This is a genomic window from Shewanella sp. DW31 (genome assembly GCF_015767295.1).
Classification (GTDB): Bacteria; Pseudomonadota; Gammaproteobacteria; order Enterobacterales; family Shewanellaceae; genus Shewanella; species Shewanella oncorhynchi.
On the sequence record NZ_JADWMP020000007.1, the window covers coordinates 113,616 to 134,541 of the forward strand.

Consider the following 20,926-nt stretch of genomic DNA (forward strand, 5'->3'; position numbering starts at 1 on the left):
CAATGCAGATTATTTAGTGATCTGAAGTTAACATAGTACTTTCTATCTAAGGGAATAATATGAATAACATAATTCACAATAAATATAGTGAATGTAATCTTTGTAATGAAAAAAATTGGAAAGATATCGACACCTTAGTGTCGGGAGTATGGGAAAAAAATCATACTGAAATAGTTAGAAAAGAATTATCGTTCACTATATCTCAATGCCAAAACTGCCATCACATACAGATAATCACTCCATATACAAATGAGATCTTTAATACATTATATTTTTCAAACACAGCAGAACCAGATATGTGGCGACCTCAAAAATCAGGAGTGGTATCTCCTTATGAAGAAATGTACGACTTTTTCAAAAGCTATTTGACTGAAAATGCGACTATTGTTGACTTTGGTGCTGGAGCAGGAAATACCCTAAAGCAGATTATTATTAATAGCAAATATAGTGTAAATCTAAAAAGCGTTGATTTTCATAATCATATTAACAGTCCCGCTATAGAGCATATTCATGCAGATTTAAATCAACTCGAAAAAATCACACACTTATTCGAGCACGATGCTATTGATATAGCTATCAGCACACATGTACTTGAGCATATCATTGACCCTATTAAGTTCTTAAAAAACATAGGAAAATTACTTAATAAAAATGGTGTGATTTTCATTGAAGTCCCTGACTGTAGTAATAATGCCAGTTTAGATAAATTGGCATTGACAAATTTAGTCCATGGGCAACATATTCATTATTTTAGTAGAAGTTCAATCGGTATTTTTGCAGAAAAATCAGGACTTAAAGTTTTAAATATAGAACAACGTACTACAGATGAAGTTCCACGACTTCTTGTGCTACTGACCAAAAATGATATTAAAAAACCATCTACATCAGAGTTATTATGGAGAAAAATAATTTTTGAAGAATCTGCAAGTGAAGCTATTCAGCTTAGATTTTTTCAATATAGACAATACCAGAAAGAATTGTTCGATGCTATAAAGCATAAAATTGATAATAAAGAAAAAATAGTTTTTTGGGGGATCGGCGGCGATTTTTATCTATTAACTGAATTTTATCCAGAATTGATTGATGCAATAAAATCAGATTTAATTTTACTTTATGATTACGAACTATCTGGTCATACTTATAAAGGAAAAAACATTTCATCAAGTATAGAACTTGCTAATAGCAACATTCCAATCTATATAATCCCTACTTATGCCCCAACACGCGGTAGAATGAAAGAAATATCTCAAAAATGGGGCAGTAATGTCATAGATATCTTTGAAAAATAAAATGAAAGAAATATTTATTATTTATTTATAATTTTTACAAGCTCATCAATGATAAAATCTTGTTCAATTTCATTCAACTCTGGAAACAGTGGCAAGGTAAGACAGTTAGCATAGTAGGCTTCAGCCCCTGGACAATACCCTTCTACAAAGCCCATCTTCATATAATATGGTTGAAGATACACAGGAAAATAATGCACATGAACACAAATGCCAGCCAAACGCATTAGGTTAAATGTTAACTTACGATCAATATACGTTGGTAACTGTATAATAAAAAGATGATAAGCACTCAGACTATCAGTAAGAGGCTGGATAAATTCAATATTTAAATGAGTAAGTACCGACTCGTAATGTTTAGCGAGCTTATTTCTTTTTTCTACAAACTCATCCAGTCGCTTAATTTGGCTATTACCTAATGCCGCCTGGAGCTCAGTCATGCGATAATTAAAACCTAAATGATGTTGTTCATAGTACCAATCCCCTTCGTCGGGTCGTACCAATACTCCTGCAGATTTAGTAATCCCATGACTCCTATAACTCTGCATTGCTTGAGCTAATTGTGTATCATTAGTCGTAGCGACGCCGCCTTCTGCAGTGGTAATAATTTTAACTGGATGGAAACTAAACACAGTGATATCACTATACTGACATGAACCTATTTTCTGCGATTGATATGAGCCACCAATACCATGGGATGCATCTTCAATTATCTTTACACCATATCGTTTAGCAAGTTGTCCTATCGCTTGCATATCACAGCTATGACCAGCCATGTGCACAGGTATAATAACCTTCGGGAGTTTGTTAGCTGATTTGGCTACGATAAGTTTGGCTTCTAATGCTTGAGCACACATATTGCCAGTTGAAGAGTTAACATCAACAAAATCGATCTTGGCACCGCAATAAAGCGCACAGTTTGCCGAAGCAACAAAAGTGATGGGGGATGTCCAAACAATATCACCGATACCAACATTAAGTGCAAGACATGCAATATGTAAAGCAGATGTCGCACTATTAACTGCAACTGCATAATTTGCAGCGACATAGTTACAGATAGCTTGTTCAAACTCAGGCACATTTGGCCCCTGTGTTAAATAGTCGGAGTTAAGCACTGCAACAACGGCATCGATATCATCTTGATTAATATCTTGTTTACCATAAGGGATCATACAGTCGCATCCATAGCAAGGATTTCATCAACAGTTAAAAAGTGTGGATTATTACCTGAATGATATTCAAAACCTTGTTCGACTAATCTACCCTTTTCACCCAGCAAATTAGATGTGTAATCATTTTCACGATTGAAGAATTTAATACTAGGGGTTATGACAAAATGATCCTCAAACTCAATAGTATGATGTGAATCATCGCCAGGACACATCACTTCATGCATTTTTTCACCAGGTCGTATACCCACAATTTCCTGTTTAAGTTCAGCGCCATAGGCCGTTGCAAGGTCGATTAATCGTATGGATGGGATTTTTGGCACAAAAATTTCGCCACCTTGCATACGAGAAAAATTTTTAAGCACAAAATCCACTCCATCTTGCAACGTAATCCAAAAGCGGGTCATCTCAGGGTGGGTAATAGGCAAAGATGTAGCACCATTGGCAATTAACTGTTTAAAGTAAGGAACGACAGATCCACGCGATCCGACAACATTACCATAGCGAACCGCTGAAAATCGCGTTTGACCGTCACCAACAACATTGTTTGCCGCTACAAATAATTTGTCAGAAACTAGTTTAGTCGCACCATAGAGATTAATTGGGCTTGCCGCTTTATCCGTCGACAAAGCAATCACTTTCTTTACATTGTTACTGATAGCGGCTCGAATGACATTTTCAGCGCCATGGATATTTGTCTTAATACATTCCATTGGATTGTATTCAGCAGCAGGAACTTGCTTTAACGCAGCAGCATGAATAATATAATCAACATCTTTAAATGCTTGTTTTAATCTGTCACTATCGCGCACATCACCTATAAAATATCGCATGCATGGCGCATTATATATCTGTTGCATCTCGTATTGCTTAAGCTCATCGCGGGAGAAAATAATAAGTCGTTTAGGCCTGTATCTTTCAAGAATTGCTTTGGTATATTTTTGCCCAAATGACCCTGTGCCACCAGTAATCAAAATCGTTTTGTCATCAAACATAGACTTTCCCCACTAAACTATCCAAATTTTCGATTAGCAACATGAGACAACAATAAGTAAATTTGTCAATACTGCATCTCTAAGCATAATTTGCGCCAAAAAAAACTTATGGTGATGACACAAGAACATCATACGACTTAAGATATGTGATTATAGACAAGTATAGATAAAATATGAAGATTTTATCTATCCATTACTGTAGACGACTTTAAATATTACATTTATGCAACAAAAAAAGCCAGCTTCATTGTGTCAAAATATTGTTGGAGCGAAATTTGCACCGCTGTGTCGTTCTTGCAATGAACCTCAGGGAAGTGACACTATAGTTATTACTCTGAAAGCACACTTTTAAGTTGTTCGTAAGAAAGAGGAAAACATGCAACTACATACCTACATATTGAATAACTTTGCAATAAGTCGCTTCAACGAGTACTACTTGCCCAGTGTAAATCGCCATACTTTTGAGAAAGCTGACTCAAAAACAATCTATAGTAAAAAATTTAAAAATTCATTCAGTAAGAAAGATAGACTGAACATTATCATTGGTATGGACTCTGGGTTATTAACAAATTTCATACTTGAAAATAACATCCCTGACGGTAGTAAATTTGTCTTTATAGAACTCTCATCAATCACTCCACTTTTGGTTATTGACATTCCTACAGAACTTAAGAATAAAATAATTATTATCGATGAATCTGGCTTAGATGAGCTATTTAGCAAAGATGATATTAAGCTATTCATAGCTAAAGATGAATGTTATCTTTATGCCTCTCTTGCCGTTGCCGCTCGGCACATCGAAGATTACAATGTTCTATTTAACATTTTAGAGTTAAGATTACAAAGTGAGTACTTTGATAACCGAGTGAACTTTACTCAAAAAATATTTTTCCATGCACAACTAGATAATATTGCAGACAATCACACTCAATCTAAGTTGCTGCGAAATACATTTAAAGAACAAACCTGCATAATTATTGCAGGTGGGCCTTCATTAGATGAAAACATTGACTGGATTAAAGATAACCAAAATAAATTATACATAATTTCAGTTTCACGTATTGCAGGAAAACTAGTTAATTCAGGGATAGTTCCAGACATTATCGTAAGCGTAGACCCACAAGAAGTAAGCTTTGATGTAAGTCGTGGTATGTTTGATTTACATGATAAAACACTTCTTGTTAACTCGTATCATATTAGTCCAAAAATTTTATCTCAATGGCAAGGAAAGTCTCTTTACATGGGCCAAAGGCTCCCTTGGAGCAATAAAATTGATAATGATAATATTCCTACAGTTGGACCAACAGTAACGAATAGTTCTGTGCGTTTAGCCATTGAAATGGGATTTTCTAGAATATTACTAAGTGGTGTTGATTTTTGTTACTCAAAATCTGGTTACAGTCATGCAAATGGTACAATAGAGGCGAGTCTTGGCCCTAGTTTAGGACATAATACAATATGGGTAGAAACCTATGATGGCTATCAAGCGGAAACATTATTACAACTCAAACATGCCATGGAGTCTCTTGAACATGAAGCAAGAGTCTATCTTGATGTTGAAATAATTAATTTATCCAACAGTGCGGCAAAAATACAAGGCATATCTTACAAAAATAAAAATGAAATTAACCTTAATAAATATGAATCTAAAAAAACAAACTGTACAGACATATTTATTGAAAATAAAAAAAATGATTTACTTAATGTACTAGCCGATTGTTTAACAAAAAAAACTGAACTATCAAAAGCATTGGAAATAATTAAAAAAGCACAAAGACTTTCTCAAACCTTAAATTTAAACTCTAAATCTTCCGCATTGACTCTTAATAAAATAAACATGATAGAAGAGGAACTAAATAATAAATACGGTGACTTATCAAAAATAATAAAAGTATACGGCTATTTTGAGTTTTCAAAGTTCTTGACAACTAGAGATACTGAAAGCTGGACTCAGCATCATATAAACACTATGTCAATTAGATACTATAATGCTTTCTCATCAATTTGCTCGATTATTCTAAGATTGGTTGAAAATGCATGTCAAAAACTCCAATTTAGATTAAACGAGATCAGTAATACCCCTCTGATAGAATTAGCTATAAAATGGGAAGAGGAGAATCAACCGGGTAGAGCTTTTATATGGAAAAAAATGCACGAGTCTCATATTTTTAATGCTGATGAAGAAAATATATTATCAAAACTTAATCTGTTATATAGCAATAATCTTACCCAAGTCAGACAAGCCTACGTCGATAAATTGAACTCAGGTGACGCTCTAGAGCATGTTTACACAAAAATAATACGACTAAATCAGTCCAAAAACAGTTATGGTTTAGCCATAACTGTGAGTAACTTGCTTCCATTCATTGAAAAAGATAACGAAACAAAAAGATTATATCACCTCGCCTTATCATTCCAACTCAGCCTTGAACAGCAGCCGCAGCAGGCATTAGATGCTTTACTTGCTCTGCCTGAAGAACTTTGTACTGAGATGGAGTTAAAGCATATTATTTTACTGGCGCTCAAACTAAGTAACCTTGAGCTTGCAACAGCAACTCTAGTCAAAATTTTGGCTTATAGTGATGAGTACATGCCTCAGTATGCGCATATTTTAAAACTCCAGGGCAAGATTCAAGACTCAGTTAATGTCTACCTAGATTACCTAGAGAAGTATCCATCGGATACACAAACATGGATAAAACTTGGATTATTCATGTTTGAAATCAATCAAATAGAAGCTTCACATACTGCATTTTCTAATGCAATTAATGCCGATCCCGATAATCAAGTGGCACGTGATTACTTATCTGAACTCACAAGACTAATGAACGTCTCACAATAACAGGCTCAAGATCACCGAACTCGCATATTCGTGTTCGGTGATTTCACTATTACCTCGCTAGACCGTATAATTAGCCTCGTTTCAGCATTGCTCATCTGCATATCCTAGGAGATTTTGTTTGGCTCATACCTATATACCTTTAGAAACTTACCGCCGTAAGTGGATTTTCAACCACAAAGACTTGCCTGTCACCGACGAGGACAAGGCGCACATCCTGCCGTTAACAGATAAAAGTGCGATGGAAATCTGGAACCAATGGATCAGCAACAAGAGTAGTCGTGCGGAGCAATTTACTAAGGGAGACTGGGCGACGAAGGCTGATGCTTGGGTGGAAACAGATCATTGGCAGAGCGCTTGGGATAGTGAAGATAGCAGTTTACCCACCATGTTAGCTGAGTTTATACAATGGCCCGATGAGACGCCAGTGTATTTTTGCTATGAAAAATATCAGATTATTGAAACTCGTTGGGATGTGTTCGTCCGCAATTGGAAGTGTTTTCTTTTCTTTGACGACGGTCCCATTTTGATCTCGCCAAAACAGAAACAAGCGGTGATGTTCGAACAGAGTGGTCAGTACAAGCTAGGCACTCGCGGATAATTTATACAGGTTGCTTAACGCTGATGATTTCCCATCGATAGCTTTACACCAACATTTTTACGCCGATAATTTAGCGGGATGAGTCATCTTGTTGGCATGCTCATATTTAATGATGAGTATGCCATATTTAACCATGTTTGAATGATGCGTAAGCACAATTAGCCTATCACTCCCCTCTTCTTTAGATTAACATCCGTTTTCGGTGCCGAGTATTTGAGAAGTTGGGGTCAACTTTTTGCTGTAAATACTCATAAAAATCTGCTTAAAACCCAATAATTAAAATAGAAAAATGAGGTGTATTATGAAGTTACTCTCCACTCTTACCCTAGCAAGCGCGCTGCTATTACCCCACACATTAATGGCCAAAGAAGTCTCAGGAGTGCAAGTCGCCGAGACAGTGACATTAGATAGCCAAACATTACAGCTCAATGGTGCGGGCGTTCGCAGTAAGTTCTTTATGGATTTATATGTAGGCAGTTTGTATTTGCCAGCAGCATTGAGTAGCACAGCAGCGGTTATTGATGCACCAATTGCAGCGATACGCCTTAACATTACCTCTGGCATGATTACCTCAGAAAAAATGCGCGATGCGATCACTGAAGGTTTTGAGCAAGCGACGGCAGAAAACACCGCCGATATTCAACCGCAAATAGATACCTTTATGGCACTGTTTAAGGAAGAAATTAAAGAAGGTGACCAATTTACCTTAGTCGCCAATAAAGCCCGTGGCGTGACTGCCTATAAAAATGGTCAGGAACAAGCCACCATCGAAGGTGAAATGTTCCGTCAAGCACTGTTAAAAATTTGGCTAGGTGATAAGCCAGCCCAGAAAAGCCTCAAAGAGGCCATGCTGGGCAAATAACTGACATTAACGTTAGAATTTGAATTCGATATCCAAGGCCGCTGCGCCTTGGTTATCCATTTCAAGCGCAGCTTGATTTGTCACTTCTAACTCACCATCAAAGTAATAACCAGCATAGAGATTTACGGTTAAAGCAGGCGTTGCTCGCCAACCACCACGCAGATAGCTCACCCATTCGTTCGTTTCTACAGCAATATCATCATCCTCAATAAGGAATCGCTCAGTACGACGTGAACTCCCCAAACCAATATTCCAATCAGGATTGAATTGATAACTGAGCTCTAGTCCTGCTGGACCACTAAAACCGGCTTGGAATGGGTTAGCCAGAGCCCAATGTTCATCTATCTGCCAACGCATGGCAAGATAAGGCACAGTGCGAACTTCATCGATATCATTAAGATACGCGACGCCAAAACCAATCATGTTTCCCGAATCAAATGCATACATGGCCGATGCCACAATACCGTAACTCTGAGCTTGGCTAGCCGATGCAGTATCGGCGTAGGCATATTGGATCTGCGGCGCTAAAAAGAAGGCCCAATGTTTATCCATGCGATAATTTAACGACACTCCGGCACGGTAACGATTAATATGATCCCAATTCTGTCCGTCGGTGCCAAACAGCGGTGCGACATTGTTTGCGCCAGTAAGCGTGATGTTACGCCAGTCATAATCAAGTCTGTCATAGCCCACACGAAAGCCTAGCGACCATTGCTTATCCAGCGATACATTCATCCCAGCATTCAGTAATAAGCTGTCCCTTTGTAGCTCAGTATTGCCATTGGCCACCTCGGCGCTTTGGGTACTGATCTGCGTGACACTTAATCTAAAAGGTTTGTATTCCTGCGAAGGTTTATCCGCTGCAATAGCGGCACAGCTCATTAACGGTAACAATAACAAACTGCCTTTCAGCAACCGCTGTTTTACGCTTAATGGTGCGAGTTTTCGATTAGCCACGCTAGCTCCTTGCATTTAAAATAATGGATAAATTTTTGTGCATAATACGCGCTATTGAATAAAAAGGTTCACACTTTCAAAATGAAGATACAAACTAATACCTTTGAAACAAACAAGCCTTTACTCTACCCGATGCGCCCTCAAGAACATGTCAGCACAACCCAATATATAATGATTCCTGTCGTCAAAAAGCTCATCGGCCGCTAACCCCAATTCTAATTTAAGTTTTAGCTCACCAAACAGCATTAAACATAAACGCACTGCACTATGGTGAGCATTACCAAATCGATATTGCCCTAACGCCTCTACAGCGACTAAATAATCCGCCAATAATCCCACTATGTGTTTAGGGCCTGCATCAAAGAACAATCGCGACACTTCAGGATGACTTTCGGATTGCGCCACACAGGCTTTGAATACAGTAATAGCTTCAGGACTGACAATCATCTCCCCAAATTGCAAGGCAAATTGGGTTAATGCCGATTCCGGTTTAGTGGGATCACTTAACAAATCATCATTAAGATTATGGCCAACACACTTAGATTCAATTGCCGCAACAAATAATTCATCTTTGCTGCCGTAATGGGAATATACGGTTTGTTTCGACACGCCCGCAAGCTTTGCAACCTCATCCATACTGGTATGAGGGAAACCTTGACGACAAAACAAATCAATAGCAGCCACAAGGACTTGCTGACGTTTTTGTTCACTACGGCTCAAAGGTAATTGCGTCTCAGAGGAATGCGTCATATCAACTCTCAAATGGATAGACATAATTAATTGGCATTAGTTAAGCACAAAATAGACTAGACAGTCTAGTTTTGTACAACTAGACTAGCAAGTCTAGTTACATAGTATTAACGTTTAACTTACAGTGGAAGCCTTTAAAATGGATCGAACTGCCCGACTTTCTTGGCGCACTCTTAGCGTCTGCGTGTTTGCTTTAGCCACATTATCCGCCTGTCAAAAGGAAGTCACCGAACACGCTACGACAGCCACGCTACCCACAGTCACAAGCCAAACGTTGATCCAGACACCAAGTTATGAACACTTTCAGACCTTCACTGGCACCATCCGTGCTGGTAACACCACAGGTGTAGGCTTTGAACTAGCGGGGAAGTTAAACAATTTACAGGTCGATTCTGGGAGTAAAGTTAAGCAAGGACAAATACTTGCCGTTCTCGATACCCGGCTACTCGAAGCCGAGCGTCAAGAGATCCAAGCAAGTCTGGCACAAATCCAAGCCGATGTTGATCTGGCCACCAGCACTCTAAAACGTAATCAAGAATTGAAAAAATCGGGCTATGTCTCTGAGCAGCTATTAGATGAAAACCGCTCACAATTAAATAGCTTAGCCGCAGCGAAAAACCGCCTATTTGCCTCGCAGCATGCCAACCAACTTAAGCTCGACAAATCCATTTTAATGGCGCCCTTTGACGGCACCATCAGCCAAAGGCTACATAATCTTGGCGAAGTGATTGCCGCGGGCAGTCCTATCTTCACCTTAGTGGGTAACATCAATCCTGAAGCTTATATTGGTGTTCCTGTTGCGCTAGCAGAACAATTTCACACCAAACAGCAAGTGCAAGTCAGCGTGCAAGATCAAACCTTTACCTCTGAAATTGCCGGTATCAGCGCTGAAGTCAATCCCATCAGTCGCACCCTACAACTGAGAATAAGCCTGCCAAATGATGCCCATGTAATCAATGGCGAAATTGCGTATCTGCATCAACAACAGCAAATCCCGCAACCGGGCTATTGGGTACCCATTTCCGCATTGACGGATGGTATTCGCGGATTATGGAATCTGTATGTCATCGTAAATGATGAACAGCAATCCATCATAGAGCGCCGCGATGTGGAAATCCTCTACACCACCCAAGACATGGCCTACATTCAAGGCGCGATTCAGCCTAATGAAATCTATGTCAGCCAAGGGCTGCATAAGCTGGTCGTAGGCCAAACTGTATCTCCCATTGCTGCAGCCACGAGGTAATTATGATTAAAGCCTTTGTTGAAAACGGCCGCTTAGTCAGCCTCGTTATTGCGCTATTACTTGTCGCAGGCTTTGGTGCGATATCGAGCCTACCGCGTACTGAAGATCCCCACATAACTAACCGTTTCGCCTCTGTGATCACCCCTTATCCTGGCGCCTCAGCCGAGCGGGTCGAAGCCTTAGTGACTGAAGTCATTGAAAACCAGCTTAGACGTTTGGAAGAAATTAAGTTGATCCAGTCAACCTCTCGACCAGGGATTTCAGTTATACAGTTAGAATTGAAAGATACAGTTAAAGAAACGGCTCCCGTATGGTCTCGAGCGCGGGATTTATTGGCCGATGCGAAAATTAATTTACCTGAGGGCATACAATCTCCCACACTCGATGATCAAATTGGTTATGCCTACACCGCCATCTTAAGTTTAGTGTGGAATAGTAATACGCCCGTACAAGTCGACATGCTAAACCGCTACGCAAAAGAATTACAGAGTCGGCTCAGGCTGTTATCGGGCACGGATTTTGTCAAGCTTTACGGCGCACCGACCGAAGAAATGCTAGTGCAGCTTGATGGTAACAAGATGAGCCAGTTACAGCTATCTCCTGCGTCCATCGCCCATATTCTCAGTGGCGCCGATAGTAAAATTGCTGCCGGTGAAATCAACAACCGTGAATTTCGTGCCTTAGTTGAAGTCTCCGGCGAGCTTGATTCTTTAACCCGTATTCGCCAAGTGCCGCTTAAAATTGATAGCCAAGGGCAAATTATTCGCCTCGGCGACATAGCCACTGTGACTCGCCAAGCTCAAACCCCAGCGGATAGCATAGCGTTAGTCGATGGTGAACAAGGCGTAATGGTTGCAGTGCGAATGATCGATAATACCCGTGTTGATCTTTGGCAAGCACAAGTCAATAACGTCGTTGACGAACTCAATCGCGAAGTCCCCGCCAATATCCAGATCCAATGGCTATTTGAGCAAAACAGTTACACCAGCGAACGACTTGGCGGGCTAGTGGTTAACCTGCTGCAAGGATTTGTCATCATCTTGCTGGTATTACTCCTCACTCTAGGCCTAAGAAACGCCATCATAGTGGCGATTTCATTGCCGCTCACAGCGCTGTTTACCTTGGCCTGCATGAAATATATCGGTCTGCCGATACATCAAATGTCGGTGACAGGACTCGTCGTCGCCCTTGGGATCATGGTGGACAATGCGATAGTGATTGTCGATGCCATATCACAAAGGCGTCAGCAAGGAATGAGCCGTTTAGCCGCAGTGAGCGAAACCTTACACCACCTTTGGCTGCCCTTAGCGGGATCGACTATCACCACTATTTTGGCTTTTGCGCCCATAGTACTCATGCCCGGTGCTGCGGGGGAATTTGTCGGTGGCATTGCCATGTCAGTGATGTTTGCGCTGCTGGGCTCTTACGTGATTTCCCATACGTTAATTGCAGGGCTCGCGGGACGTTTTAGTCATGAAGGTAAACAGGATGTCTGGTATCAACACGGGATCAACCTCCCGCTAGTGAGCCAATATTTTCAAGCGAGCCTGAGAATTGCCCTTAAACGCCCTATCGTTAGCGCGCTGCTTATCGGCATTACACCAGTATTAGGGTTTTTCGCCTCGGGTAAGATGACAGAGCAATTCTTTCCGCCATCGGACAGGGACATGTTCCAAATTGAAATTTATCTTGCGCCCCATGTGAGTTTAGAAAACACCTTGAACCAAGTGCAGTTGATGGATAAAAAACTCCACGCAGTCACAGGGATCACTCAAGTCGATTGGGTGGTGGGCGGTAATACGCCCTCATTTTATTACAACCTGACGCAGCGCCAACAAGGGGCGACTAACTATGCACAGGCCATGGTAAAAGTGACTGACTTTGAGCGTGCCAATGAGTTAATCCCCGAATTACAACAGCAATTTGATAGCGCTTTTCCCGAAGCGCAAGTACTAGTTCGAAAACTCGAGCAAGGCCCGCCCTTTAATGCGCCAGTGGAGTTAATGATCTTCGGCCCGAATCTAGATACTTTGCGATCATTGGGCGACGACGTTCGTAATATTCTCGCGCAAACGCCGGACGTACTTCACACACGTGCAACCTTAAGTGCCGGTGCACCTAAGCTGTGGCTACAGGTAAATGAAGATGCCAGTCTAATGAGTGGGTTAAGCCTGACGGACATTGCCAAACAGATCCAAATGTCAACCACAGGCGTTATCGGTGGCAGCGTGCTTGAGCAAACAGAATCGTTACCCGTACGAGTTCGCCTTACTGATGACAGTCGCGAGCAGGTGAGCCGCCTTTCTGAAATTCAATTAATGACACCTTCGGGTGAGTCTGTTGCATTATCCGCCCTCGCCCACAACGAAGTGCAAGTGAGCCGCGGCGCCATTCCAAGGCGCAACGGCCAAAGGGTGAATACCATAGAAGCCTACATCGTCAGTGGGGTATTACCTGCTCAAGTACTTAATGATGTTAAAGATAAAGTGGCTCAATTACCGTTGCCATCGGGTTATCGCATTGAAATCGGTGGTGAAAGTGCTAAGCGTAACGAAGCAGTCGGTAATTTACTGTCCAATATGATGTTGGTCGTCACCTTGTTATTAGCCACTGTAGTGCTGTCGTTCAACTCCTTTCGGCTCACGGCGATTATTCTATTGAGCGCGATACAATCAGCAGGACTTGGCCTATTAGCCGTGTTTGTATTTGGTTATCCCTTTGGATTCCCTGTCATCATAGGACTGCTTGGATTAATGGGACTTGCCATTAACGCTGCGATTGTGATCTTGGCCGAACTAGAAGATATGCCGAGCGCTCGGCTCGGCGATATGGAAACCATAGTCTCTACCGTCAGCAGCTGTGGTCGTCATATCAGCTCAACGACTATTACCACCGTGGGCGGTTTTATTCCGCTCATCATTGCTGGCGGCGGGTTTTGGCCTCCCTTTGCCATTGCTATCGCGGGCGGCACCCTGCTGACGACTTTACTTTCTCTGGTATGGGTTCCAACTATGTATTTGCTGCTGATGAAAACCCGTACGGCAAAAACCCCATCCGCGATTCAAGCTCAAATCGCATCATGAACTAGATATTGGTACAGTTTATCTTTAAGGTTTAATCGCTCTAATTTTAACGCTAAAAAGTGCTCATCGGCGGTGGGCACTTTTGTTAACTCCAGCGCCCTAATTTTATTATCGAGCTCATGGTAACGACTAGCCATGGTCGCAAAGGCAGTATTATTGACTTTTAAATGCTTAATTTGATCGACAAAATCAGGAAACTCATAAACCAACGCATGATTCTCACCTAGCATATTCACTTCTCCTATAATGTGGTTCTAACACTATGAACTCCATTCACCTTAAGCAGCTTAGTCTATACCTTCAGAATACAGCCAGTACTTGGGCATGTTATCTGCTAACATTTCTGCAAAATAAGCTGATGAGTCCAAGTCTAAAACTGCAAAAATATCAACGAAATGAGTTTAAAATTGCAGAAGTTTTAGACCCACATCAAGACTACAGAGTAAAACTTAGGCTACATTGATGTAACCGTTACCTATAGGATCTTACGATGAATTATAAAAATTGGCCTATTGCAAAACAAATTGGCGCCCTCGCGTTTATTCTCACTCTTCTCATCTTTGGCGTACTGAGTACCGTCTCCTATAAAGCCGCTTCAAATGTATTAGAAGATAAAGGTATCAGTGCCATGAAATCTGAAATGCGTGCAGTTTCAGACATGTTAGAGCTGCAGTACGATAGTCTTCTGCAGCTTGCGAGACGCAACGCCGATGTTTTTAAGGAAATGTATCCTGGACAATTTAGTCTGCAAAATAAAACTGTCAATGTGATGGGAGTAGGCTCTCCAGCCCTAATGCACGAACAAGAACAAGTGAACTCATCAAAAAGTAAAGTCGATCGTTTTGCTAATCTAACTGGCGGTACCGCTACGGTATTCGTACGTGATGGCGATGACTTTATGCGAGTTTCGACTTCGCTTAAAAAAGCCGATGGCAGCCGTGCACTAGGTACTTCCCTTGGCAAAACACATCCAGGCTATCAAGTGCTGATCAGCGGTAATGAATACGAAGGTTATGCCAAACTTTTCGGCAAAGACTACATGACAGTCTATCGTCCAGTGAAAGACACGCAGGGCAAAGTTATTGGTATCTTATATATTGGCTTCGACATCACCAGTTCCTTAAAACAATTACAAGAAGCAGTTAACAGAATCACCTTAGAAGAAAGTGGCCATTTTCTATTAGTACGCAAAGCGGACAATGTGTTGGTCGCCCATCCTAAGTTCAATGCAGGTGACATCATCACCGAAAGTATGCTTGATGGCTTAAGTGTTGCGTATGCCACCCAAAATGATGCGGAATCCCATTACAGCAATAGTAAAAATGAGCCAATGTTTGCTTATAGCCAAACCGTAACGGGCTGGAATTGGGTGCTAGTGGGTCAAGTCAAGGCAAGTGAGCTTAATGAAGAAAGTATGCAATTGCTCACCATCAACGCCATCGTTGCCATCACAGGGATCGCGCTGATCACAGCGCTATTATCAGTTGTCTTAATTCGCGCACTCAAACCTTTGCATGCCCTCCAAGTGCATATGGAAAATTTAGGCAGTGGCGATTTTAGCCATCACTTAGCGCCATCAGAACCACAGAGTCAAAACGAAGTGGATCGAATTACAACCAGCGTATCAACTATGTCCTCAGAGCTCAGGCAATTGATTATTGCATTGCAGGATTCAGTCATGAGTCTAGAGCAACAGGCCTCCAAGGCACAAAGTATCGCGAAGCAAAATGGTGAAGAAGCTCAAGCTCTAATGCTACAAACGGATCAAATCGCAACTGCCATCGAAGAAATGTCGACCTCGATCCGTGATGTGGCTAATCATGCCCAAGATGGCGCAGTTCAAAGCCAGCAAGTGGATGCCGCATCCAAAGAAGGTCAAAACCAACAGACGAAAGTGGTGCAGGATTTACTCAAACTCAGTCAGCAACTCAGTAACAGTCATCAATCGGTTGAAAAAGTCAGCCATGAAAGTGAAGCGATCAGCAAAGTGACCGAAGTCATTAACAGCATTGCCGAACAAACTAATTTACTCGCATTAAATGCAGCGATTGAAGCGGCGCGCGCAGGCGATCAAGGTCGAGGCTTTGCCGTCGTTGCCGATGAGGTGAGGACTCTCGCCCAGCGGACCCAGTCATCCATTGTAGAAATTGGCCAAACAATTGAAAAGCTGCAAACTCAAGTGAAAAGCACCACAGAACAAATGAGCCAAAGTCATCAATTAGGAATGGAATCTGCAGCACAGGGTAAAGCAACGGGTGAACAACTGAAGGAAATCACCCGTAGGATTGGCGAACTCGCGATTAGCTCACGCAATATTGCCTCGGCTACTGAGCAGCAAAGCAGTGTTGCACAAGAGATAACCCACAATTTGCATCAGATCAGCGAACTCGCTAACGAAGGCGAGCACCGTGCCACTGAAACAGTGCATTCTGCCAATGAACTGTCTTCCTTAGCCGCCGCCTTAAAACGCCAAATAAGCCAGTTTAAGGCCTAACTCAAATACGGACTTAGATAACCTGAGCTCGGGATAAGCAGAGCCGCTGAATAGGCATCTTTTCGGGCCTCTCTGCGTTGCTCTGTCTAACCATAGCTCGCTATGGCGTACGACAGAGCGCCTTGATATGCGCAAAAATCTGCGCATTCAGTCAGGAAATAGATTTTTCGCTTTAAACGAATAATTTTATACCATTGATTTTATTTGTTAAATTTAGATTTTTCGACACTCGTTATCCCGAGTTCAGGTTAGATACAGAGTTAGTGCTTTATCAAACGTTAAATGCCGCCCTAACTGGGCGGCATTTTTTATAACAGCAGTACATCAAAACGATAGGAGCCACATTTAAGAAATGGGATTTGGGACTTTGATTTAGGATCCTGACGTTAAAGGAGTAATGGAGAAAATATCTTAAACCATGCAGAGCAAGCATCTGCAGAGAACACAATCAAAAAGCGATGATATCAGGCCTATTCGCTGCAGTTACATCACCACTCTGCAGCGAAGTTAACTGCTTGGCCTAATACGATAACGCCGCTCTACTTCAAACTAAAATAACCTCAGCCCATCAAAAAATCCCAATAAAAAACCCCGCTGATGCGAGGTTTTTAAATCGAGTTTAGACGTTACTCGGCATCTTCTGCCGATCTGTCCATGTTCTCTGTATTCTCAAGCCACAGGGCATTGATAATCCCAAAAGAACAGGCCAACAAAACCCCTAATATCCACGTAAAATACCACATAGCAGATGCTCCTTAATGCCTAATAGAGTGAGGCTTTGTTATCTTCAATATGCTTACGGCCGATACGGCCAAACATCTTGTAGTAAGTCCAGACAGTGTAGCTCAACACTATAGGTACGAAAATCGCTGCAGCAGCAGTCATAACACCTAAGGTCATTTTACTGGCTGTTGCATCCCACATAGTCAAACTGACGTTAGGGTTAAGTGATGATGGCATGACGAATGGGAACATTGCTGCACCGCAAGTCAAAATCACCATAGCCACAGTGAGTGAGCTGAATAGGAACGCAAAACCTGAACGGTTAAAGCGGCTAACCAAAATCACTAGCAGAGGCAATGCCACACCTAAGATGGGGAACAGCATAGTGATGGGGTATTTGTCATAGTTGGCAAGCCAAGCACCCGCTTCAATTGCGACGGTTTTCATGGCTGGGTTAGAAACCGCATTATGGTCCAGTACTGAAGTCACTACATAACCATCAATACCATTGGCTAACCACACACCCGCAGCAGCAAACAACACAGCCACTAACAGTGCGAAGAATTGCGTGGCTTTCGCAGCACGAACACGCAGCTCACTGTCAGTCTTCATTTGTAGCCAAGAAGCGCCTTGCATCATAAACATGCTCACGCTCACAAGACCTGCCAGCAAACCGAAAGGATTCAACAGGCCGAACAGACCACCATGATAAGTCGCACGTAGGAACTCGTCGAATTCAAAAGGCACACCTTGCAACAAGTTACCAAAGGCCACGCCTATGATTAGCGGAGGTACAAAACCACCGGCAAACAAAGCCCAGTCCCACGACTTACGCCATTTTGGATTTTCGATTTTAGAACGATAATCGAATCCGACTGGACGCATGTAGAGGGCAAACAGCACTAACATCATGGCGACATAGAAGCCAGAGAAAGACACTGCATACACCATAGGCCAAGCGGCAAATAACGCACCACCTGCTGTGATTAACCACACTTGGTTGCCGTCCCAATGGGGAGCAATAGTGTTAACCATGATACGGCGCTCAGTATCGTCTTTGCCTATAATTGGCAGTAACGCACCGACACCCATGTCAAAACCATCAGTAACCGCAAATCCGATGAACAGTACGCCGATCAGAGCCCACCAGATAACTCTTAATATTTCATAATCAAACATAATGAAATCCTCTGCTTAGGCTTCTAGGTTCTCGAAATGATAACGACCAGTTTTCAAACTGCTCGGACCAATGCGGGCAAACTTAAACATCAAGAACATCTCAATCACCAGCAGTACAGTGTAGAACAAGGTGATAGAAAGGATACTGAACCATAAGTCGCCAGTCGTTAAGCTTGACGCAGACATAAAGGTCGGTAGTACCTCAGAAATCGTCCAAGGTTGACGACCATACTCAGCCACAAACCAACCACACTCAATCGCGATCCAAGGCAATGGCAAGCTATAAAGTGCAGCTTTAAGTACCCATTTTTTCTCGGCGATTTGATGACGTGTGCTTTGCCAGAATGCCGCAGCAAATACGAACAACATGATAAAGCCTAGACCTACCATCACACGGAAGCTCCAGAAAATCGGTGCTACGTTCGGGATAGAATCTTTAGCTGCTGCTTTAATTTGCTCTTCAGTCGCATCGACCACTTTGTCTGTGTAGCGTTTCAGTAAGAAACCGTAGCCTAAGTCGACTTTCGCTTCTTCAAAAGCAGCACGTAGTTCAGGCGTTTCTTCACCCGCACGCAGTTTCACTAGCATGGCATAGGCTTTCATACCGTTACGGATACGCACTTCATGCTCAGCAATCAAGTCATGAATACCAGTCACTTCTTCATCCAACGAGCGTGTTGCCACTATACCCATCGCATAAGGAATTTTGACTGCAAAATCTGTTTTCATGGTTTCTTGATTCGGAAAACCGACAGCAGTAAAGGCTGCTGGAGCAGGCTCTGTATGCCACTCTGCTTCAATCGCTGCTAACTTAACACGCTGTGCTTCACCCACTTTATAGCCAGATTCGTCACCTAACACGATAACCGACAGAATCGCCGCCATACCAAAGCTTGCCGCAATCGCGAATGAGCGACGGGCAAAAGGTAAGTCACGTTTCTTGAGGATGTAATAAGCACTGATCGCCAGTACAAACATGGCACCCGCCACATAACCCGAAGCGACGGTGTGAACAAACTTAACCTGCGCGACAGGGTTAAACACAACCTCAGCGAAGCTGGTCATTTCCATACGCATGGTTTCGTAGTTGAACACTGAACCCACAGGGTTTTGCATCCAACCGTTTGCCACTAAAATCCACAATGCCGACATGTTAGAACCAAAGGCCACTAACCAAGTCACGACTAAATGCTGACGCTTAGTGAAACGATCCCAACCGAAGAAGAACATACCCACGAAGGTAGATTCAAGGAAGAAGGCCATTAAACCTTCAATAGCCAGAGGCGCACCAAAGATGTCCCCTACGTAATGCGAATAGTAAGACCAGTTAGTACCAAACTGGAATTCCATTGCCAAACCTGTGGTAACCCCCAAGGCAAAGTTAATACCAAATAACTTACCCCAGAACTTAGTCATATCTTTATAAATTTGTTTATCTGTCATCACATACAGTGATTCCATGATAGCCAGCAAAAATGCCAACCCCAAAGTCAAGGGAACAAATAGGAAGTGATACATGGCTGTCAGCGCAAACTGCAACCGCGATAGCTCAACAACCTCTTCAACAATCATCGGTGACTCCTTACTTGGTGCGTCCAATTGCTATGACAAAACCCGCGTCAATCACAGCAAGTGCCTTTGTAGGATAGTGAGTTTTCATTTTGTGTTTATATCTGCGACAACAGTATAAACCGTTAAATTTAATCTTTTGCATTAGTTCGAAGCAGCAAGGGCTAAAAAGTACCAATATCTGTTGCATATTGAGACGCGAGTCACACTATCACAAGTAACTGAGACCGACACCCTACCACTCACTCAATCAAATGATTTCATCGATATAAATATCAGATAGTTAAGATATTTATTCATTTTCATTTGTGGCTATTTTATACCACCTCGCTTTGATGCAAATCAATCAAACTCAGGGGTTTAGGTGGGTTTTGCGGTGAGGCACACACTTCCCCACCAGAGAGGATTGACAATCGAGAAAAACAAGAGTAGTGAGCAGCCATTAATTAATATAAAGTCATACTTTTACCAACTAGGCAGTAAAAATCAGCTCTAATCATCAAAAAACCAACAAACAAATAATGTTGCAACAAATTAACTAAAAAATATTGTCACAAATTTAAGTGAGCCATAATTTAAAACCTTTAAAATCAAATATAAATACATATAAATATAAAAAATCACAATCGAACAGGCTAAAATGCATTAGTTTTAATAATGAATATTTGTATTTTTTCTCGTTTGAGAAGCTAACCTAAGTTGTTTAATATATGTCCTGTGTTAAGGAGACAATTTGGTAGAACTGGTGTCGTAGCCCAGCCAAGACCAACTTCGCGCACATAGGTACTAACTTTTGGTGTGGAGATATCGATATGACTAAATTATTTGAACGTCTGGTTAACAGCTACAAGCGTGTTTTTGTTGAACTTTATACAGCTAATGAGCTGAAATAATCCCCAGAATTACTCGTGAAATTGATTGCATTTATGTGAAGTTTTGTTAGCGCAAAACGGGCCCCCATCTCCCTGAGATTGGGGGCTTTTTCTATATTAAGACCCTAGCATTCCCCTACAACCCCAGAACCCCATAAAACACCACGCCCCGTATCAAATGCGCAACATACCTATTAATAGGTATTTACCGATTAAAGTGGCTATTTTGCCACTTTAGTCCATTAGATTATTTGCAATAAGCGTTAATAATTTGAAATACAATCACTTCCATAAAATGCAT

At 41.8% G+C, this 20,926-nt stretch carries 15 protein-coding genes; 7 read left to right on the forward strand and 8 right to left on the reverse strand.

Going from position 1 to position 20,926, the window contains the following annotated elements:
* Positions 1 to 59: 59 nt before the first annotated feature.
* The gene (locus GWI56_RS08235; RefSeq protein ID WP_198572641.1) at positions 60 to 1,289 is read left to right on the forward strand and encodes a class I SAM-dependent methyltransferase; all 1,230 of its coding nucleotides are present in this window, start codon (positions 60 to 62) and stop codon (positions 1,287 to 1,289) included.
* A gap of 17 nt (positions 1,290 to 1,306) precedes the next feature.
* Here GWI56_RS08235 and pseC read toward each other — a convergent pair whose 3' ends face one another.
* Both pseC and pseB read right to left on the reverse strand, forming a co-directional pair.
* Positions 1,307 to 2,458 (reverse strand): UDP-4-amino-4,6-dideoxy-N-acetyl-beta-L-altrosamine transaminase, encoded by a 1,152-nt coding sequence (gene pseC, locus GWI56_RS08240; protein ID WP_198572642.1) that lies wholly within the window; start codon positions 2,456 to 2,458, stop codon positions 1,307 to 1,309.
* Positions 2,455 to 3,450: a UDP-N-acetylglucosamine 4,6-dehydratase (inverting) gene (gene pseB, locus GWI56_RS08245; RefSeq protein WP_173243718.1), complete on the reverse strand. Its 996-nt coding sequence runs from the start codon at positions 3,448 to 3,450 to the stop codon at positions 2,455 to 2,457. Before pseB ends, pseC begins: the two co-directional genes overlap by 4 nt.
* Before the next feature lie 376 nt (positions 3,451 to 3,826).
* Here pseB and GWI56_RS08250 point away from each other — a divergent pair, with 376 nt between their 5' ends.
* The 3 genes from GWI56_RS08250 (at position 3,827) to GWI56_RS08260 (ending at position 7,752) form a co-directional block, all read left to right on the forward strand.
* Positions 3,827 to 6,292, forward strand: coding sequence for a 6-hydroxymethylpterin diphosphokinase MptE-like protein (locus tag GWI56_RS08250; protein WP_198572643.1), 2,466 nt, complete (start codon positions 3,827 to 3,829; stop codon positions 6,290 to 6,292).
* Positions 6,293 to 6,410: 118 nt separating this feature from the next.
* Positions 6,411 to 6,890, forward strand: coding sequence for a DUF2947 domain-containing protein (locus GWI56_RS08255; RefSeq protein WP_198572644.1), 480 nt, complete (start codon positions 6,411 to 6,413; stop codon positions 6,888 to 6,890).
* A gap of 301 nt (positions 6,891 to 7,191) precedes the next feature.
* Positions 7,192 to 7,752: a chalcone isomerase family protein gene (locus GWI56_RS08260; RefSeq protein WP_198572645.1), complete on the forward strand. Its 561-nt coding sequence runs from the start codon at positions 7,192 to 7,194 to the stop codon at positions 7,750 to 7,752.
* A 12-nt stretch (positions 7,753 to 7,764) separates the two neighbouring features.
* Here GWI56_RS08260 and GWI56_RS08265 read toward each other — a convergent pair whose 3' ends face one another.
* The gene (locus tag GWI56_RS08265) at positions 7,765 to 8,709 is read right to left on the reverse strand and encodes a DUF6268 family outer membrane beta-barrel protein (RefSeq protein ID WP_198572646.1); all 945 of its coding nucleotides are present in this window, start codon (positions 8,707 to 8,709) and stop codon (positions 7,765 to 7,767) included.
* A gap of 120 nt (positions 8,710 to 8,829) precedes the next feature.
* Positions 8,830 to 9,459, reverse strand: coding sequence for a TetR/AcrR family transcriptional regulator (locus tag GWI56_RS08270; protein WP_131523683.1), 630 nt, complete (start codon positions 9,457 to 9,459; stop codon positions 8,830 to 8,832).
* A 139-nt stretch (positions 9,460 to 9,598) separates the two neighbouring features.
* On the opposite strand from GWI56_RS08270, the gene GWI56_RS08275 reads away from it, so the two are divergent.
* Both GWI56_RS08275 and GWI56_RS08280 read left to right on the forward strand, forming a co-directional pair.
* On the forward strand, positions 9,599 to 10,705 hold the full coding sequence (locus tag GWI56_RS08275) for an efflux RND transporter periplasmic adaptor subunit (RefSeq protein ID WP_131523682.1): 1,107 nt from the start codon (positions 9,599 to 9,601) through the stop codon (positions 10,703 to 10,705).
* A gap of 2 nt (positions 10,706 to 10,707) precedes the next feature.
* Positions 10,708 to 13,788, forward strand: a complete 3,081-nt coding sequence (locus GWI56_RS08280; protein WP_198572647.1) for an efflux RND transporter permease subunit — start codon at positions 10,708 to 10,710, stop codon at positions 13,786 to 13,788.
* Here GWI56_RS08280 and GWI56_RS08285 read toward each other — a convergent pair.
* On the reverse strand, positions 13,773 to 14,018 hold the full coding sequence (locus GWI56_RS08285; protein WP_105251903.1) for a DUF465 domain-containing protein: 246 nt from the start codon (positions 14,016 to 14,018) through the stop codon (positions 13,773 to 13,775). The genes GWI56_RS08280 and GWI56_RS08285 overlap by 16 nt on opposite strands.
* Positions 14,019 to 14,278: 260 nt before the next feature.
* On the opposite strand from GWI56_RS08285, the gene GWI56_RS08290 reads away from it, so the two are divergent.
* Entirely contained in the window at positions 14,279 to 16,282 is a 2,004-nt protein-coding gene (locus GWI56_RS08290) for a methyl-accepting chemotaxis protein (protein WP_198572648.1), read from the forward strand.
* Between the two features lie 626 nt (positions 16,283 to 16,908).
* Here GWI56_RS08290 and cydX read toward each other — a convergent pair.
* From cydX to GWI56_RS08305, 3 genes are read right to left on the reverse strand one after another with little or no spacing between them, the layout of a single operon-like run.
* The gene (gene cydX / locus GWI56_RS08295; protein WP_011788717.1) at positions 16,909 to 17,025 is read right to left on the reverse strand and encodes a cytochrome bd-I oxidase subunit CydX; all 117 of its coding nucleotides are present in this window, start codon (positions 17,023 to 17,025) and stop codon (positions 16,909 to 16,911) included.
* A gap of 19 nt (positions 17,026 to 17,044) precedes the next feature.
* Positions 17,045 to 18,184, reverse strand: a complete 1,140-nt coding sequence (gene cydB, locus GWI56_RS08300; protein ID WP_028761243.1) for a cytochrome d ubiquinol oxidase subunit II — start codon at positions 18,182 to 18,184, stop codon at positions 17,045 to 17,047.
* A 15-nt stretch (positions 18,185 to 18,199) separates the two neighbouring features.
* On the reverse strand, positions 18,200 to 19,756 hold the full coding sequence (locus GWI56_RS08305; RefSeq protein WP_028761244.1) for a cytochrome ubiquinol oxidase subunit I: 1,557 nt from the start codon (positions 19,754 to 19,756) through the stop codon (positions 18,200 to 18,202).
* Positions 19,757 to 20,926 lie beyond the last annotated feature (1,170 nt).

Excerpts from the sequence above, each read along its gene's own strand:
- GWI56_RS08280 (WP_198572647.1), top strand. The coding sequence starts at position 10,708 with ATGATTAAAGCCTTTGTTGAAAACGGCCGCTTAGTCAGCCTCGTTATT.
- GWI56_RS08235 (WP_198572641.1), top strand. The coding sequence starts at position 60 with ATGAATAACATAATTCACAATAAATATAGTGAATGTAATCTTTGTAAT.
- cydB (WP_028761243.1), bottom strand. The coding sequence starts at position 18,184 with ATGTTTGATTATGAAATATTAAGAGTTATCTGGTGGGCTCTGATCGGC.
- GWI56_RS08260 (WP_198572645.1), top strand. The coding sequence starts at position 7,192 with ATGAAGTTACTCTCCACTCTTACCCTAGCAAGCGCGCTGCTATTACCC.
- GWI56_RS08270 (WP_131523683.1), bottom strand. The coding sequence starts at position 9,459 with ATGACGCATTCCTCTGAGACGCAATTACCTTTGAGCCGTAGTGAACAA.
- GWI56_RS08275 (WP_131523682.1), top strand. The coding sequence starts at position 9,599 with ATGGATCGAACTGCCCGACTTTCTTGGCGCACTCTTAGCGTCTGCGTG.
- pseC (WP_198572642.1), bottom strand. The coding sequence starts at position 2,458 with ATGATCCCTTATGGTAAACAAGATATTAATCAAGATGATATCGATGCC.
- GWI56_RS08250 (WP_198572643.1), top strand. The coding sequence starts at position 3,827 with ATGCAACTACATACCTACATATTGAATAACTTTGCAATAAGTCGCTTC.
- pseB (WP_173243718.1), bottom strand. The coding sequence starts at position 3,450 with ATGTTTGATGACAAAACGATTTTGATTACTGGTGGCACAGGGTCATTT.
- GWI56_RS08285 (WP_105251903.1), bottom strand. The coding sequence starts at position 14,018 with ATGCTAGGTGAGAATCATGCGTTGGTTTATGAGTTTCCTGATTTTGTC.
- GWI56_RS08290 (WP_198572648.1), top strand. The coding sequence starts at position 14,279 with ATGAATTATAAAAATTGGCCTATTGCAAAACAAATTGGCGCCCTCGCG.
- GWI56_RS08305 (WP_028761244.1), bottom strand. The coding sequence starts at position 19,756 with ATGATTGTTGAAGAGGTTGTTGAGCTATCGCGGTTGCAGTTTGCGCTG.
- cydX (WP_011788717.1), bottom strand. The coding sequence starts at position 17,025 with ATGTGGTATTTTACGTGGATATTAGGGGTTTTGTTGGCCTGTTCTTTT.